At 35.3% G+C, this 17,630-nt stretch carries 9 protein-coding genes and 1 pseudogene; 3 read left to right on the top strand and 7 right to left on the bottom strand.

Annotation, left to right across the window (positions count from 1 at the left end):
* Nucleotides 1-113 precede the first annotated feature (113 nt).
* On the top strand, nt 114-2,021 hold the full coding sequence (locus PMI10_RS18155; protein WP_007810662.1) for a tetratricopeptide repeat protein: 1,908 nt from the start codon (nt 114-116) through the stop codon (nt 2,019-2,021).
* Between the two features lie 504 nt (nt 2,022-2,525).
* Here the strand turns inward: PMI10_RS18155 and PMI10_RS18150 are convergent.
* From PMI10_RS18150 to PMI10_RS18140, 3 genes and pseudogenes are all read right to left on the bottom strand, one after another.
* Nucleotides 2,526-4,043: a RagB/SusD family nutrient uptake outer membrane protein gene (locus PMI10_RS18150; RefSeq protein WP_007810661.1), complete on the bottom strand. Its 1,518-nt coding sequence runs from the start codon at nt 4,041-4,043 to the stop codon at nt 2,526-2,528.
* Nucleotides 4,044-4,054: 11 nt separating this feature from the next.
* Nucleotides 4,055-7,030 (bottom strand): annotated as a pseudogene (locus PMI10_RS22365) (SusC/RagA family TonB-linked outer membrane protein).
* A gap of 1,089 nt (nt 7,031-8,119) precedes the next feature.
* On the bottom strand, nt 8,120-10,498 hold the full coding sequence (locus PMI10_RS18140; protein ID WP_007810657.1) for an outer membrane beta-barrel family protein: 2,379 nt from the start codon (nt 10,496-10,498) through the stop codon (nt 8,120-8,122).
* 58 nt (nt 10,499-10,556) lie between these two features.
* On the opposite strand from PMI10_RS18140, the gene PMI10_RS18135 reads away from it, so the two are divergent.
* Nucleotides 10,557-12,272 (top strand): histidine kinase, encoded by a 1,716-nt coding sequence (locus PMI10_RS18135; RefSeq protein ID WP_007810656.1) that lies wholly within the window; start codon nt 10,557-10,559, stop codon nt 12,270-12,272.
* A complete protein-coding gene (locus PMI10_RS18130; RefSeq protein ID WP_007810655.1) occupies nt 12,269-12,970 on the top strand; it encodes a LytR/AlgR family response regulator transcription factor in 702 nt (233 codons plus the stop codon). Before PMI10_RS18135 ends, PMI10_RS18130 begins: the two co-directional genes overlap by 4 nt.
* 2 nt (nt 12,971-12,972) lie before the next feature.
* On the opposite strand, the gene PMI10_RS18125 is transcribed toward PMI10_RS18130, so the two are convergent.
* From PMI10_RS18125 to PMI10_RS18110, 4 genes are all read right to left on the bottom strand, one after another.
* Nucleotides 12,973-13,245, bottom strand: coding sequence for a hypothetical protein (locus PMI10_RS18125; protein WP_035632190.1), 273 nt, complete (start codon nt 13,243-13,245; stop codon nt 12,973-12,975).
* Nucleotides 13,246-13,360: 115 nt separating this feature from the next.
* On the bottom strand, nt 13,361-15,892 hold the full coding sequence (locus PMI10_RS18120; RefSeq protein WP_007810654.1) for a TonB-dependent receptor: 2,532 nt from the start codon (nt 15,890-15,892) through the stop codon (nt 13,361-13,363).
* The gene (locus tag PMI10_RS18115) at nt 15,879-16,793 is read right to left on the bottom strand and encodes a FecR family protein (RefSeq protein WP_007810653.1); all 915 of its coding nucleotides are present in this window, start codon (nt 16,791-16,793) and stop codon (nt 15,879-15,881) included. The genes PMI10_RS18120 and PMI10_RS18115 overlap by 14 nt, the downstream gene beginning before the upstream one ends.
* Before the next feature lie 60 nt (nt 16,794-16,853).
* Entirely contained in the window at nt 16,854-17,369 is a 516-nt protein-coding gene (locus PMI10_RS18110; RefSeq protein WP_007810651.1) for an RNA polymerase sigma factor, read from the bottom strand.
* Between the last annotated feature and the right edge of the window lie 261 nt (nt 17,370-17,630).

The following is a 17,630-nucleotide window of genomic DNA, read 5'->3' as shown; positions in this document are numbered from 1 at the left end:
TAAATATCAGTTACCAAATTTTTTATTTAATTTCGTTAGTTCAACTTGTTGTATGGTAAAAAAACAGTGCCCCATTTAAGATTTTAACACTTTAACACTTTATATAAACCAAAATGAAGACAATTTCCAATAGTGAAAATTATCCACAGGATGTACCTTATGCAACATACCTCCCATACCTGCTTTTAATAGGGTGTTTTTTAGTTTACTGCAACACTATAAGCCATGGCTTTGTATTGGATGATGAAGCTGTAATTACAAAAAATTTGTTTGTAAAAAAAGGCTTTGCGGGTTTTGGTGATATCTTTACAACATTCTATTGGAAAGGATATTGGGATACTAATAGTGGCTTATATCGTCCCTTATCTTTGATTGTATTTGCAGTAGAATGGATGTTGTTTTCTGGAAACCCTGCTTTTTTTCATTTTGTACAGGTGACCCTATATACACTTACAGTATTTGTCCTGTATAATATGTTAAATCGTTTATTGGCAGGAACAAATAAATGGCTACCCTTTTGCATTGCACTGTTATTTGCACTGCATCCACTGCATACGGAAGTTGTTGCTAACATAAAAAGCCTGGACGAAATACTAACTTTACTCTTTTTCATCCTTTCCACTAACTGGCTCTTAAAGAAAGAGAACTACAGCTGGCAAAGCTGTTTATTCTTTTTCCTGGCGCTGCTTTCCAAAGAAGGCGCAATTGCATTTATACCGGTTTGGTTTTTACTATTAATACAGATTAAGAAACAAAGTTTAAATCATGCATTTAAAACTGTTTTGCCTTTAATTATTACAGCGGCGATTTGGCTATTGATCAGAACATGGGTAATTAATAGCGGCTCTCCGGTCGTGAAATATACCTATGCAGACAATTCTATTTTAGCCTGCAACGGTTGGATAACCCAGAAACTAACAGCCATTACTATTTTAGGAAAGAACCTGTTTCACTTTTTTTACCCTGTAGGTATGTCCTATGATTATTCTTATCCGCAAATACCATGTGCGACATTTATGAGTGCAGAGTTCTGGGTAGCTTTGATTGCTTTATCTGCACTATTAATTACTGCGGTCTACTATTTTAAGAAAAAACCAATAGTAAGCTTTGGCATCCTGTTTTTCTTTATAACCTCATTTCTAACAAGCAACCTCTTATTCACTATTGGGGCAACTATGGCCGACAGGTTTATGTTTATTCCCCTGCTTGGTTTATTATTGGCAATCTGTTATATATCTTTTGAATTAACCAATAACTTAAGAACCCGAAAAGCAGGCATAGTCTCTGTTGCAATTTTAGGAATCGCTCTAGTTTTAGGGATGTTAACGCACGCTAATAACATGGCCTGGAAAAGTAACGATATACTGTTTGCTGCTCATTCCAAAAATGTACCCAATAGTGCCAGGGCTCAATACAACTATGGAACGACACTTTTAAACCATGCAATAAGCAACAATAATGACAGCCTGAATAAAGCTTACGAAAAGTTAAGCCTGGCAAATAAACTGGATCAGAAAAACGCAGACATTAAAGCAAATCTGGGTATTTCAAATTACTATCTCCAAAATTATAGTACTGCTGCAAACTTATTAAAGGAGGCATTACGTATTAAAAATGATGACCAGACCAGACTGAGTCTTGCTGATACCTATCTTAAATTAAAGCAGTCTGACAGTGCGGTTGTTTTGTACAAACAAGCGCTGCAAAATAACGTATACAATGAAAATACACATGCAAGGATTGGTGTCGCCTTTTTTGCCGCAAAACAATTTAAGCAGGCAGCTGCCATGTTTAAGTTAGGAACAATAGCATATCCTGATAATGCAGAACTCTGGATGAATTACGGAAATTCATTAGCTGCAGGCTCCAACTTCAGGGCAGCCATACCTGCATTTGAACAAGCCTTCCTAATTAATCCCTCTCAAAGAATGGCGCTTTATTACCTTGCCGTCACTTATCATAATCTGGGTGACGATAGTAAGGCTAATGACTTTATGCAACGCTATCAAACCGGTAACTAAAATAAAAACTTTAATAATTACCTGAATTTTAAGGGGTTAATGTAATATCAATATTAAATTTAACAGCTGATATTGTACCTCTTTCAACCAGCTATAACTTATAAGGCTTAATAAAAAACATCTCCAATTGGGGATGTTTTTAAAATAAATAAAGGCAATTAAATTTATTATCGTTTTTTATTTACCACAATACGTTTAGTCACTTTCGCTGTATCTGAAGTTATTATCTAAGACACAAAATGAAAACACATTTTTTATTAAAATAGAACTCTGGTTTTTCTTTCATAGCAATTATTATTAACATTATTAACCCCTGTATCGTTCTATTTTTCACCTCTGTTCTACTGGATTTATTAGTGTAAATTGGGATTTTGTATCCAACTAATTCCAAGTTTGAAGGTACGGAAATTTCAATCATAAGAGATGACAAATGATTGATTCAATGCGAATCAGTCATTTGCCAGACACTTATGAGAAACTAACGATTTAAACAAATAAAACTACTTACCAAGGTGCGTTTTGAGTCATATTTGGATTATTATTCAATTCACTTTGTGGAATTGGATAATACGAGAATTTAGTAGTGAAAAGTTGGTATCCACCTACCTGACTCGCTTTGATTACTGTCTCCAGGGTTCCCCATCTTCTTAAATCGAAAAAATGTAGTCCTTCACGGGCAAACTCAACATTTCTTTGATGCATAATCTCAGTCATCATTTGAGCTTCAGACCAGCCTGCCATTGAAATATCTGCCAGCTTCGCCCTATCCCTGATTCTTTTAACCAAAGGTATTGCCTCGGACACCTTTCCTTGCATTGTTTTTGCTTCGGCAAGCATTAAAAGAACATCTGCGTAACGCATTGCGTATTCATTCAATTCAGATTTCCAATCTCCCTCATCATTATTCCACCAATTTTGATTTTTCCTGATCCATATTGCATTTGCTCCGAACTTTGATGCAAAATCTGAATTATAAAAAATACAGCCAGGGTAATTCCATGCCAAAGTAGCCAGGGCTCTTGGGTCAAATTCACCACTAACGGTTTTCTCACTTGTCATTGCATTTAGTAATACTGTTGTAGGCAATAATTCATTCCATCCACCTACTTCACCAGGGGCACACTCCTGAGCCATAGTTGTTGCTCTGGTTCTTTCGGCTGGTGTTCCTCCCCAAATAGTCGAACCACCTACTTTGCTAAACTGAATTTCAAAAACAGATTCTTTACTATTTTCATGTTTACCATCAAATAATTCAGCGTAATTATCCAGAAGACCATATCCATTTGAAGCTTCGTTATTTACTAACTTATTAAATTGCTCTTCGGCTTTTGCCCAATCTTTCATGTACAAATAGGTTTTGCCTAAAAAGGCGATTGCAGCATTCTTTGTCACTCTGCCTCTAAGGGTAGTTGGATAGTTTTCCGGCAAAGCACTATTGGCTGCAAATTGAAAGTCGGCTATAACTTGGTTCCAAACTTCAGCTTCAGTAGATTTTGACTTAAAATAATCAGCTTGAGTTTCTACTAAATCTGTAACAATAGGCACACTTCCATACTCATTAACCAAATTAAAATAATTCAATCCTCTTAAAAAGGCAGCTTCTGCTACTAATTGTTCTCTTTTGGTTTCGTCAATGTTTGTAATTTGTGGTGCATAAGTAATTACCTGATTGGCGCGAAAAATTCCAATGTAGAGCGCTTTGAATATCTCTCCTGTAAGCTTTGTACCTGCATCATTCTTATAAAAAGAAACAGCATAACGATCCTGCACATCATTTCTGGCAACAAAATTTTCTGTCCTGTTCTCTTTAAGCTGCATTGCCTGTATTTCCCAATACCCTGCATTATTATTGTCTACAAGAGTATTGTAAACCGTTGCCAGTCCGGATTCAAGATCTTCGGGGGTTTTCCAAAAAGAGGTTGTTGTCTGTTCACTTGGATTTTCCAATTCAAGGTTAGTATCACAAGAACTTAATAATACAAGTCCTGACATTAAATAAAATATAATTGATTTCTTTTTCATTTTTTCTCTGTTTAAAAGTTAATTTGCATACCAAAAAGTATAGTCTTGCTTAATGGATATGATTTATAATCGATCCCTCTTCCTCCCAATGCATCTGCAGACACATCTGGATTGTAACCTTTATATTTAGTAAAAGTGTAAAGGTTGTCTCCTGCAAGATAAATTCTGCATTTATCGACAGCTGCTTGTTTTGTTATACTGTTTGGTATTGTATATCCAACCTGAATAGTTTTGATTCTGAGATAAGAACCATCTTCAAGAAAACGATCAGAATAATCTGCGCTGTTATTATTTTTGTCATCAATATCCAATCTCGGGAAATTTGAATTAGGATTAAAAGTAAAGGAATCTAATGTTGAACTGGCATAGTTAATATTCGCTCTTACGGTTTCAAGATCTGTATTGTTTCCATTATAAATCTTGTTTCCGTGGGTTCCTTGTAAAGCTATAGTACAATCAATCCCTCTCCAGTCTCCCTGAAATCTCAATCCATATTCAAACTTAGGGAAAGCACTTCCTTTATATTGTCTGTCTTCTCCATTAATTTCTCCGTCGCCATTATAATCTATATATCTAATATCCCCAACTTGTGCATTTGGCTGAATAAGCGTTCCGTTTTTACTGTGTGCATCAATTTCAGCCTGAGATCTGAATAATCCATCTGTAGCCACCAGAAAAAAAGAATAAATAGGATACCCAACTTTACTATATGTTACCGGAGCACCATGAAATGAACCACTGGATCCTTCTACTATTTGACTTCCTGTACTAAGTTCGTCAACGTTGTTTTTGATACTTGAAATATTTGCCGTTATGCTGAAATTAAAATCTTTTATTTTTTCATTGTATGTCAAACTCATTTCATATCCTTTATTTGATACATTTCCAGCATTTGTATAAGGATTATTATTTGATCCTACAGACAATGGAATTGGAACTCTTAAAAGCAAATCAGAGGTTTGTTTTTTGAAATAGTCAAAAGTATATTCCAGTTTTCCATTCCATAAATCGAGATCTAAACCAACATCTGAAGTTGCTGTCGACTCCCATTTTAAACCAACCGCTGGGGAATTTGTTTGAATATTACCATTCCATAACGTGTTTGGCTCTCCAACTCCATAGCTGATTCCCGAAGTAATTAATCCTAAATATTGATAATCTCCAATTTCCTGATTTCCTAATATACCATAACTGGCACGTAATTTCAAATCTGTTATTGGAGTCTTTTGATTCGTGAAAAATGTTTCTTTTCCTATACCCCATGCTCCGGAAACAGAAGGGAAATTTCCCCATTTATTATCTGGACTAAATCGAGACGAGCCATCACGTCTAATAGTAGCTGATAAAGTATATTTACTGTCATAAGAATATATTACACGCCCTAAATAGGAAACCAGATTATTTTCCCGATTATACCCGCTTGTGGCTGGCTGTATTGCTCCGGAAAGCGTATGTATATTATCAGGTATTCCGCTTACAGAGCTTGTTACTGATTTAAAAGTATTATTATATATAGTGTATCCGGCCTAAACATTCACATAGTTTTTACCAAAAGATTTTGTATAATTCAAGGTGTTTTCTACCTGAGTATAAAGATTAAATTCGTCTAAGTGAGACAAATCGTTATCCAGGTTTTTAAAGAATCCCCCAACCTCATATCGTGGCGTATAATTATCTCTTTTTAATTCTGATACAGTTGCCCCAAAATTTAATTTATATTTGAAACCGTCAAAAAAACCAGCTTCAACATACGTATTTAATAAGGCTTGATAAGTATCACTTGTTACATCAAAAAGATTTAATGCAGCTACTGGATTAAAGATATCAGTTACAGGACCGGAAGCTCCGCCATATCCTCCTATAGCATCTTCATCATAAATAGCAAAACCGGGAATCATTGTGATGGCACTTCCCAAAACATTTCTTCCTTGTCCCGGAACACCCGGTAATTCTTTTCTCTTTTCTTTGGTTAACAAAATTGTTTCTCCTATCTTAAATATCCCCTTTTTATAATCTGATTTCACTCTTATGTTGAAACGTTCGTAATTTGTTTCTTTGATTATTCCCTCCTGATTAAAATAGTTCAGGGACATACTGTATTTTAAATTATCTGATCCTCCTAAAAATCCTAAAGAGTAATTTTGAGTGGGTGCTGTTGTAAAAATTTCATCTTGATAATTAACTCCGGCTCCGCCTACTTCAGGATTAAGGGCAATATACAATGGTGCTTTTCCAGCTGCAGTATATGCCGCATTACTTACTTTTGCCCATTCTTCCTGGTTCAATAAGCTTAATTTTTTGCTTACACTGGCAAACCCGCCAAATACATCCAAAGTGACCTTGATATCCCCCTTTTTTCCATTCTTGGTTGTAATAATAATTACACCATTTGCAGCTCTCGAGCCATAAATTGCAGCAGCAGCGGCATCTTTTAAAACTTCGATGGATTCAATATCACTTGGGCTCAGGCTATTCATAGATGTAACCTGAATATCATCTACCAAAATCAAAGGAGTGTTATTGTTTAATGAACCCGCTCCTCTTATCTGAATTCTGGTACCGGAACCAGGACTTCCTCCTGCCGATTCTACAGAAACCCCTGCAACCTTACCTTGAATAGCACTACCCAGGTTGGTATTACTCTGGGCATCAAGCTGCTTTGCTTTTAAGCTGCTTATAGCACCGGTGGCACCACTTTTTTTTACACTGCCATATCCAATTATAACAACTTCATTTAATGCATTACTTTCCTCATTTAGTGAAACATCAATAACATCTCTGCCATTTATTGCTTCTTCAATGGTCGTATAACCAATGTATGTGAAAACTAAAATTTCTTTTGAATCCGCTACATTTATTTTATAAGTTCCATCAAAATCTGTTATGGTCGCATTCGTACTTCCTTTGATTGTCACAGTCACGCCCGGAATTTTTTGATTGGTTTTACTGTCCCGAAGTGTTCCTGTGATAGTGTTTTGAGCTTGCATACTAATGCATGAGATTAAAATAAAAATCGACAGTGCGAGTTTAGATTTAATGAAAAATTCTAAATTTTTCATTCGATTAACATTCTTTTTTTTCATAAATTCAGGGTTTTAAAAATTAGTTGTTTAATACTTTTTTGTTATCAATTCTCCTTTTAGAAAGACAAAAGATTAGCAATCCTGTTATAAAAGGAAGAGATTGAAATGGAGATCTAAATCAATTCAAATACATACCACAAAACAAAATATCTATTTTAGCGTATGTAATTAAATAGGATATATATTATTTCTGCTATTTTTTTATTAAATATGCAAAAACTAAAAGTAAAACAATTATTCTTACAAAAACTACCAGTACCTACCAGTTTTTACTTATTTTATCGAAAAAAAGATATTTATTTTATGAAAATTATAAATGATCCGAATAAGTAGAGTACACTATTCCTGGAAAAGAAAACCATGTAAAAAGTGTCGTTTTAAAACAAACAACGAACATTTTTACTTTTTGAAGAACTAAATATTTTCAAGAAAAACCTCGATAATTCCTTTTTAGAAAACATTGGGAAAGATGTTCAGGTAAATTTTTTGTTTGTTATTTTAACATTAAAATTTTCCGAAAACTAATAAAGGACAGCAATGGCAACCATACAAAATAAATTATAACGCCTGCCAATTTAATTGAAGCAGCTTCAATTATAAAAAACCTACCAGTAAATGAAGTAATCATTTTGTATCGAACCAATTCCAGGGTTAATATGTTATCACGCTATTAACCAATATCATATGAAAGGGTCTGTCGTATCTAAGGATAAGTTTTATCTTTAAGTTTTGATTGGTTTTCCGAGAAAGGCAACCAAATCAACTAAATGCAAGCTCACCCGCATGAAAGCCTGTTAAACCTTTTGTATCAAAATTTGCATTGGTGAAATTGCTGTAATTTAAACAAGTCAAAAGTATAGAGACTAAATAGCATGAGTATGATAAATCTGGGGAGGCCAGACAAAATTGGATTTGAAGCGGATTTTGAGACACATTGAGACAAGATATCCGGAAACATTTTTAAATTTTCAGGTTCCCAACAGGTGTATTGTATTAATTGCGATTGGCGCTATTGGCTTGTCTGATCACTTTTGGATCGGTTAGGTTAAAACGATAAACAAAACTGAGTCGGTATCGGGCGGCGTTGGGAATACTGGTTTCAGTAAATAAGTAATTGGTGCCAATCGTTGTGCTCTTGTTTTGGCGTAAGTTGAAAACATTAGTCACATCAAACACAAGAGTAGCTTTGTCTTTTAATAATACCTTGCTCAGGCCAATATCGAGCGACTGCAATGCAGCGTTTCTGGTTTGGGCATTGTGCTGAACACCACGGAAGTTATAACGACCCTGAAAACTGAATTTAGCGGGTAATTTAATCTGCGTGCTTAAGCGTCCGGTAAAGGTTTCTCCGCTATAATCAAGGTTTTTTTCCTGATAAGTTCCTTTTTGTTCAAAACGATAAAAATTCATTTCAGCATTTACCTGCAGCCATTTCATAGGATTATACAGGGCAGAAAGCTCAATACCACTGCGTGCTTCATAATCGATGTTAATTGGCGTTGAAAAAAATATATCATTCTCACGATAGGTGAAATCCTGAATATAACCTTTCTCCCGCTGGTAATAAATAGAGGGATTAAGGGTGAATTTCTTCCAGGTTTTAAGGAAAGCCAGTTCAAATACATCTGAATAAGAAGGATTAAGGTCAGGGTTGCCAATATATTGTGCGTTTAAATCGGTCAGTTCATTAAAGGGATATAAAGCATACAAAGATGGACGATTAATTCGCTTGCTGTAATTTAGTTGTAAAGTTGCGGCATCAAACTTATAGTTCATATTGACGGTAGGAAACAGTTTGTCGTAATTTTTCTTGTCGTTATAGGTGTTTTTAATATCTGTGATAGAAATTCGGGTCAGTTCTGTACGTAAACCCAGCATATAAGTAAATCGGCCGGCTTTATCACTGAATTGTGTATAAGCGCCGGCAATTGTTTCGGCATAATTCAAATGGTTATCAATATTCTGGTAAACCACCCAGTTATTCTCTTGCTGCCGTTCGGCTAAAAAATCACTGGAGACTTTACGGACCTCAGTTTTGATTCCAAATTCGAATACCGAAACACTATCAATTGGCTGTATAAAATCGCTCTTAACAAGTAAATCCTTGCTATTGCCTGTTGATCTCGTTCTAATACCGGGATAAGCCAATGTATTTGGAGATAAACGCTGTGTTGAAAGATCCCAGTTCTTATCGCTGTTCCACCAGTCATACTGGATATCAACAGTCCATTTTTTTGCTGCCTGTTTAAATGTTTGGGTGAAATTAAATTCTAATTGGCTGTAATCTCGTTTTTCCAATGATTTACCGTCCCTTGTCAGAATGCTGTCCCGAACAGTGCTGCTGTCATGACTGTAATCGTAAAGTAAATGAGTTTTGTCATTGTCATGTGTGGCATTTTTTAAAAAAGCGGCGGTAATGGTTTGATGTTCGCTAATAAAATAATCAGCACCAAAGTAAAGCAACTTGCCATCGTCGTGACGGTCCTCGTTCTGAATACGGTTCATTAAGGTTGGTGTACCATTATTAACAGTGGACTGATTCGTAGTATACAAACCTACATAATCAGATGAGCGTATGCTAAAATTAGAAAAGATGTTGATCTTATCTGATTTATAGTTGATGCTTGGATTCAGACGACTATCGTTGGGTGATCCGGCTACTAACCGCACCTGACCACTAAAACCACTTTTTTTGTTTTTCTTTAATATAATATTGATGATGCCTGCTGAACCAGATGCGTCATACCTCGATGAAGGGTTTGTAATCACTTCTATCCGCTCAATCTGGTCGGCAGCAATCTGATCAAGAGCATTGCTTTGTGTTAAACCGGACTGACGTCCATTAATCAGTACCAATACACTGCTGTTGCCCCGAAGACTTACCGCTCCGGTTGGGCTTACGGCAACAGACGGAACGCCATTCAGAACGTCATGGGCAGAGCCATTTTGTGAAAGCACATCTTTACCAACTTCAAAAACCTTTTTATCCAGCTTTAAGCTAATGTTGGGCTTTTGACTACTAATTTCGACCGCATTCAATTCTACGGCATCAATCTGCAAACCAATAACTTCCAGTTCTATTTTTGTCCTGTCGGAAATCACTTCCAACTGTTGGGTTAGAGACTGGTACCCCATAAAGCTGAAAGTAATAGTCATTTTACCAATTGGTAATTCTTCAAGACGAAAAACGCCATGATCATCAGTAATACCGGCGGCTACTGTTTTTAGGGTGTTGTCTTTTATTGCGACTGAGACATATGGCAATGCTTCTTTAGTTGTGTTGTCCTGTACTTTGCCGGAAACAGTAGTTTGCTGTGCGTTGACAAAAACAGGAAACAATAAAATCAAAATATAGGTTATTAACGCTTTCATAAGGATTGGTTTTATAGTACAAGATTAGTTGATAAAATAAAATCCTGTCTTTTAAAACATGCAAACGGCTCAAAGAGCTTTTGAAATGCATTTCGCTATTCGATATTTATTTTATCTTTATCTCATGTATCGATTTTTCTTTTTTACCGCTTTTTTACTGCTCATGTTTACCTCATGTAAACAGTATAATGAGTATGTGAAATCGGATGTAACCTATTATACTGATGATGATAATGATCATCACGATTATCTGGGCGAATCTGAAGATTCTGTCTTTAAGGTTAATATAGAAGTAGAACTGTTTAAGCGCGAAAACACTTCAACACCATTGGGTTTACAGGTTAATGCTTTTGGTGCTTTTGATGTTTACTGGGATAATGTTTTGGTAGGAAGCAATGGTAAAATGGCCAAATCGGGGCAGGCCGAAATACCTGGAACAGAAACAACTTACTATCAAATACCCGAAAAATTAGCTAATATTGGCAAACACGTTGTCACGCTGGTTGGAACTCAATTGGAATTACAAGAGGTAAAACGCGGAATTGATGTAAAACTTGAAAGCTTTTTAAGACTTCATCGTGCACCGCTTATTGTGATGTCTTATATGAACCTCATGGCGGGAGCTTTTCTGATTGCGTCTATTTATTATTTTTTTCTGTATATAAATAGTACTCGTAAAGAAACAACAGTTTTACTTTTTGGAATAATTTGTCTGCTTTTCTTCTGCTTGTTAATAATAGAATATGTCAAATTTTATATAGACATTCCTTATACCCAATTTTATATCCGTATGAAGATCGTGGGCTGGCTTACCTTTGCTATTTCAATACTGGTTCCCTGGTATTTCATGTTGCAGTTTGACTTCGAAAAAAAGCGATTGTTTTTATTTCTTTTATTTACCAGTCTTATCGCAATATATATATTAAATTATAATCATTATGATCTTACCGCCATACTCTTTAGCGATGTGATGTGGCTTACGTCTATGGTGATCGCCAGTAATGCAGCTGCCCGAAAAATTAAGGGAGGGCTGATTGTTGTAGTCGGTTTATTTGCAAGTGCGGCTGTTAATTATTTTATGTTTTATGATTTTGGGTTGTTTATCGCTTTTACAATCATTGTACTTTCAATGCTTTATCTTCATACAATTAGAACCAAAGCTATCGAAGAAGCTCACAATGCCTCATTATTGCTTTCCTCAAGGCTGCAGTTAGAATTAATTAAGAAAAATATCCAACCCCATTTCCTTCGTAATACGCTGACTTCATTGATTGATTGGGTCGAAGAGTCACCGCAGCAAGGCGTTGTGTTTATTCGCGCATTGGCCGATGAGTTTGATATTATGAACAGCATTTCTGAAGATGCGCTTATCCCGATCAGACAAGAGATAGAATTATGCCAAAAACATCTTCAGGTAATGTCTTTCCGTAAAGAGGTTTGTTATGATTGGAAGGAAGAGAGTATTGATGAAAATGAAAATATTCCACCTGCAATTGTTCATACCATTATAGAAAACGGAATTACACACAGTATGCCGCCAAAGCAAGGATGCATCTGTTTCTGTTTAAGTTTTACTAAAGAAGACAGCTATAAACAATATACTGTACTGACATTGGCCAAAAACCGAAAGGCAAAGAAAGACAGCAGTAATGGAACAGGCTTCAAATACATAAAAGCGAGATTAAATGAAAGTTACGGTAACAATTGGTCTTTTGACTCTCATGCGGTAGAAGAAGGCTGGTTGACAACTATTAAAATTTTTGATAAAAGATGAAGATTCTGATTATTGAAGACGAGGCCCGGATTGCCAAGCGCATAGAAAGAATGACTCGAAATTTCTTTGATAAAGATGTGCAGATTTTGCTTTGTGATTCGCTTGAAAATGGGCTAAACACTATCGATCAGCAACCGATCGACCTGATGTTGCTGGATTTGAATTTGAACGGCGAAGATGGATTTGATATCCTGAAAGCTTTTGTAGCGAAGTCTTTTCAAACCATCATTATTTCGGCTTATACTGAAAAAGCAATTACTGCATTCGCTTATGGAGTGCTGGATTTTGTACCCAAACCGTTTGATGAGAGCAGGCTGGCACAAGCTTTTATGCGTTTTACAACACCAGGAAAAGGAAAACAATCTGGCAAGGATATTCAGTTTTTAGCGGTAAAAAAAGCAAAGGCAATTAGGCTGATAAGTATTAAGGATATAAGGTATATTAAAGGTGCCGGAATTTATACCGAATTGCATTTATCAGATGGCCGTATAGAACTGCATGATAAATCTTTAGAGTCGTTAGAAAAATTGCTTCCGTCAACATTCGAACGAATACATAAATCCTTTATTCTTTGTTGGCATGAGGCAGACAAACTTGTTGTAGAAGCTGGGGGCAAATACAGTATGTTACTTAAAAATGCCGAAGTACTGCCAGTGGGCCGTTCGAAATATAAGGAAATCAGACATAAACTGATCTGAATTTATCTGATACTATTTTTAACTATCGAACAAGCAGCAATAGCTTTACATTTCAAAACAGTAAAGTCGGCTAATAATTTCAAATCTTCCGGTAAAAGGCTCAGATTTTGTACCATTAAGCTCACATTCAAACCCGCTATTAAAACGGGATATATAATTTTTTTAAGCTTAAAAGTAAGTTGAAATCCCCATATAAAATCCAATGCAAATACTGAAACACGTCTTTTCTTGTCAATAACAATTCCCTCATCCTGAAATTTGTTTATATATTCCACTCATATATGAAATCCTGCAGTCTGATACACGAGTGTTCAATGAATGAATCTGTATAGTTGTTTCAAAACGGAGCATCACAAAATCTTCTTTTTTGAGATTTAATGCTGATAAGGGCTAAAAACTCACCCTGAAACTCACATTAGGCGTCATGCCAAGCGATTTATTATTTACCTGGATAGTATTGCTGGAATCATTAGGGTCTACTTTGTAATAACGATTAATGATATTATCCTTATTCGTTAGATTAATTACGCCGGCACGAAGAATTCCTTTTACTGCAGTTGAAAAATGAAACTGATAACTAAGAGAAGCATCCAGACGCATAAAATCGTTGAGGTTCTTACTATTTGGAGCATCATAATTTACCATCGTATTATTGCCGTTTTTAACTGTTTCATTTCCTTCGACAGGAGTAGTGTAAGGTTGTCCATTTCTCCACATTCCTCCAACTGAGCATTTGAAATTTTTGACAATATCATAATTAAATCCCAAAGAGACGGAATGTCTTATATCTGCATTGTTGGGAAAAGCAGAAGGTACAAAGCTGTCAAACTCATAATTATTAATACTGAAAGTATAACTTAGCCAGGTGCTGTATTTGCCTGCAGATTTATTTATCATAAATTCAACTCCTTTTGCTGTATAACTTCCATGTGCATCTTTATATTGAAAATTATTATAAAAGCCCTGATTTGAAGCTGTAATTCCATCTACTATTTTATAAAAACCGGTGAGGTCAATATTTAGTTTATCTGTATTGAATTCAGCACCAAAAGAAGCCTGTCTGCTAGTTGCAATTGGGATATTTTTATTGTTTACCAGTACCCAGCGTCTTTTTTCCACTCCAAGGAAATCATCTTCAAAATCAATAATCTGAGTTGTGGTTTGGTTCTTGAATTCCCCTTCTATTTTTAGGGCAAACTGATTGGTTAATTGTTGTCTGATATTTATGCGGGGCTCTGCCAGTAATTTTTGAAACTTCTGAAAATAATTCAACCGCACACCAATTCTCAAATAGGTATTGTTTTTATGGTATTCAGCTTCTGTAAATAATGCATGATTGCGCAGTACATCTTTTTTAGTGCTTGTGTAGAACGGAGCACTGACGGTAGTCTGATTGAGCATTCCTGTTTCGTTGAACTGATATCCTGCCAGAAAGTTTAAATAGGGCGTAGCTTTGTAATTAGCGTTTAGTTTTGTCCCTGTTTCTATAACTTCATTTGCCTCTGTTTGTCGTTGATCAGTTTCTACTCTGTAATCGGTAGCATCGATATTGTATTTAGAAAAATAGGTAATAAAGTACGTGCTGAATTTAGAATTCCATTGTGCTTTCCAATTACCGCCATACCCAATATTTTTTTGCGAGAGCACACTGGATTTAGTTTCAGCAGTATTGGAACCTCCTGGGCTGTACTCGGTATAATTCAAAGCATTATTTATACCTATAATATTGGCCCTGAATTGGTGTTTCTCGTTGAGATCAAAAAGTATTTTGGCAGTATAATCATAAAAGTAAAAGTCAGAATTGATGTTGTTTTGATGGCTGTCTGCGTTAATTTCGCTATCCTGAAAACTTCTTTTATAATAGTTGGTAAATGTAGGTGTATTGAAAAGATCGGTTATGGAACGCCTTCCTGAGATATCGATTTGCACATTTTTAGCTATTGGAACAGACAAAAAAGCATCGGAATTAATTAGATTTATACCTGCACCACCCGAAAAAGTATTATTTATTTTATCATTGGTAAACATATTAATAGTACTGGAAACACCTTCGCTATACTCCGCACTGGTTCCGTTTTTGGTAACGATTACCTTATTGGTTATATTGGGATTATAAGCGGATATGAGCCCGAAGAAATGGCCCGAATGATACATTTTTATATTGTCCCAGATCATTAGGTTCTGGTCGTTTGTACCGCCACGGACATTGATGTTGGCGATACTTTCATTTGTGCTCTCCACTCCGGGTAAGGTTTGGACTGACTGCAGGACATCGGGCTCAATTAATCCTGGTAAGATTCCGAATTTCTTTGTGTTTAAAACAGTACTTCCATCCAGGTATTTTTGTAAACCGGGAGTTAAATACACCTTTATTAATATCTGATTGAGCTCTTCATTACTTGTTTTAAGCAGTATCTCTTTGCAGGTGTTTTGTGCAGCAAATAATTCATTAGCCGTAAATTGTTTTGGCTCATAGCCCAAATAAGAAATGGAAATTATACTATTGACCGGAACATTAGCGATACTGAAAATTCCTTTTTTATTGGTCATCACTTTTCGCTCGTCAACAGTTATATTAGCTCCGTCTAAAGGGATTTTACCATCATCAGAACACACAAAACCACAAACAGGAATAGTTTTATCAAGAACAGAAACGGTTACATAGCGGTCGTTTAAAGCTTTAAAATTTAAAAGGACCTTAGAGTTCAGGTAGTCAATAGTTTCTTGCAGTGTAAGTGTTGTTGCCGGTTTTTCGATTGCAATAGTGGAAACATCTTCAACTGCATACGAGAATTTTACGTCAAACTGCTGCTCGATTGCGGTTATAATTTGGGTTAGGGGAATTTTATTATTTCCTTTTTGGCCATAACTTAGACTTCCTATGCCTAACAGTAAATAAAGTATCCATTTATTGTACTCCATAGTTGTAAAATATAACAGTTTTGCCTTCTATTCTGTAACTAAGTTTAAGTGGAATAGTAATCGCTTCCAATGCTATATTTTTATCGGTATGGGTAAAGCTTCCCGTAAATAATTTGGAAGTGTCAATGCCGTCGGTTTTAATTTTCAGGTCATATTGTCGTTCGAATTCTGCTATGACCTGATCTAAAGGAATGCGGTCAAAACTCGATTCCTGCTGTAGCCAGGAAGGATTCTGAGCATTGAAATCAGGAACAGCTTCAATTTGATTATTGATGAGCCTGAATGTTTTTCCCGGTGGTAATTTTATTGTTTTCTGATTATGCGTTACGCTTACCAAACCTTCGAAACAACTTACTTCGAAATAGTTTTTGCGTTGTTTTACATTAAAATGAGTTCCTAATACCTTAACTACACCGTCGGTTGTTTTTACACTAAAAGTTTTTCCTTTTTTTACCTGAAAATAGGCTTCTCCTTCTAAAGTCAGGTCTCTTTGATCTGCCCATTTTCTTTCATTAAAAGTTATTTTTGAAGAGGCATTCAATAAAACCTCCGATTCATCAGGAAGGAGGAATGTTTTGGTTTGGGCAATCTGGGTTTCAAAAGTGGTTGCAGTGTTATAAAATAAGAAGTAGGCACTGGTCAATAACACAATTAATATTGCTGCAACCCTATAAAAACTTTTAAAGTTTAAGGTTCTTATCTTAGGCTCTTTTTTATATTTGCTTCTGGTTTTAAATTGGGCTAATGCAGCTTGCGCATCTACTTTTGGAGTTTCCAAATGTGAAGCGTAATGGGCGATTTTTTCGAATGTATCTATTCCTTCGGATTTTTTTAAATCCTCAACTTCCTGACCTGATAGCTCGCCATTTAACCATTTTAATATTTCTTTTTCGTTTTTCATTTTGAACTTCTATAGTAGTAAGACAACTCAGTTTTAAATTTCCCTACCAGGATCAATTATTTATATATTTTCGATCTGCGCTTTTAAAGTCTTTAATGCGCCGGACATTCTTTTTTCTACCGCTTTTTGAGAAATACCAAGTAACTCGGCAATTTCTTTGTATTTTTTTCCATCAATTCGATTCATTAAAAACACTTCGCGCTGTGCTTCAGTTAAAGAAGCAATGGCATTTTGAAGTTTTTGTTTGAACTCTTCTTCTTCTAATAAGTATTCAGGGTTTTGATTGGTAATGTCCAGGTTAGGTGTTTCTTTGGCGTAAGACAGAACAACCTTCTGGTGCTTTATGGTATTCAGAAATAGGTTATTTACTGTTGTAAGTAAATAGGTTTTGACTTTACTAAAATCGATTTTAGAGCAATTTTCCCATATTTTTGTAAAAGCATCCTGAACTAAATCTAAAGCGGCATCACTATCGCCACATTTATAATAGGCAAAGTTTGTAGCCGATTGCACATTCTTGAGATAAAATTGATTAAAGTGACTTTCTTCGCAAAGTTTATTTTTATCGTCGTCCATTAGGATTCATTCATTTTAGTAGATTGTAAATGTAAAATATTTTTCAATAAAGGTGTTGGCTTCCTATTTAAAAAAAATAGTATTTGCACTTTGGAAAGGAAAAGATAAATTTGGGAATATTTTTTTATATGATTATAAGGAGAGAAATAGTCTCATATAAAAAATAAATAACTCGTTGGTTGTAATTGATTGAAACTCTTATTTGATTTAAAACAAATAAATCAAAAGTGTAAATTTGAGTAAAACATCTTTGTACTTTAA

The sequence above is a fragment of the Flavobacterium sp. CF136 genome, from assembly GCF_000282055.1.
Classification (GTDB): Bacteria; Bacteroidota; Bacteroidia; order Flavobacteriales; family Flavobacteriaceae; genus Flavobacterium.
The sequence above is the reverse complement of the archived record's forward strand: the minus strand, read 5'-3'. Positions and strand labels throughout refer to the sequence as shown.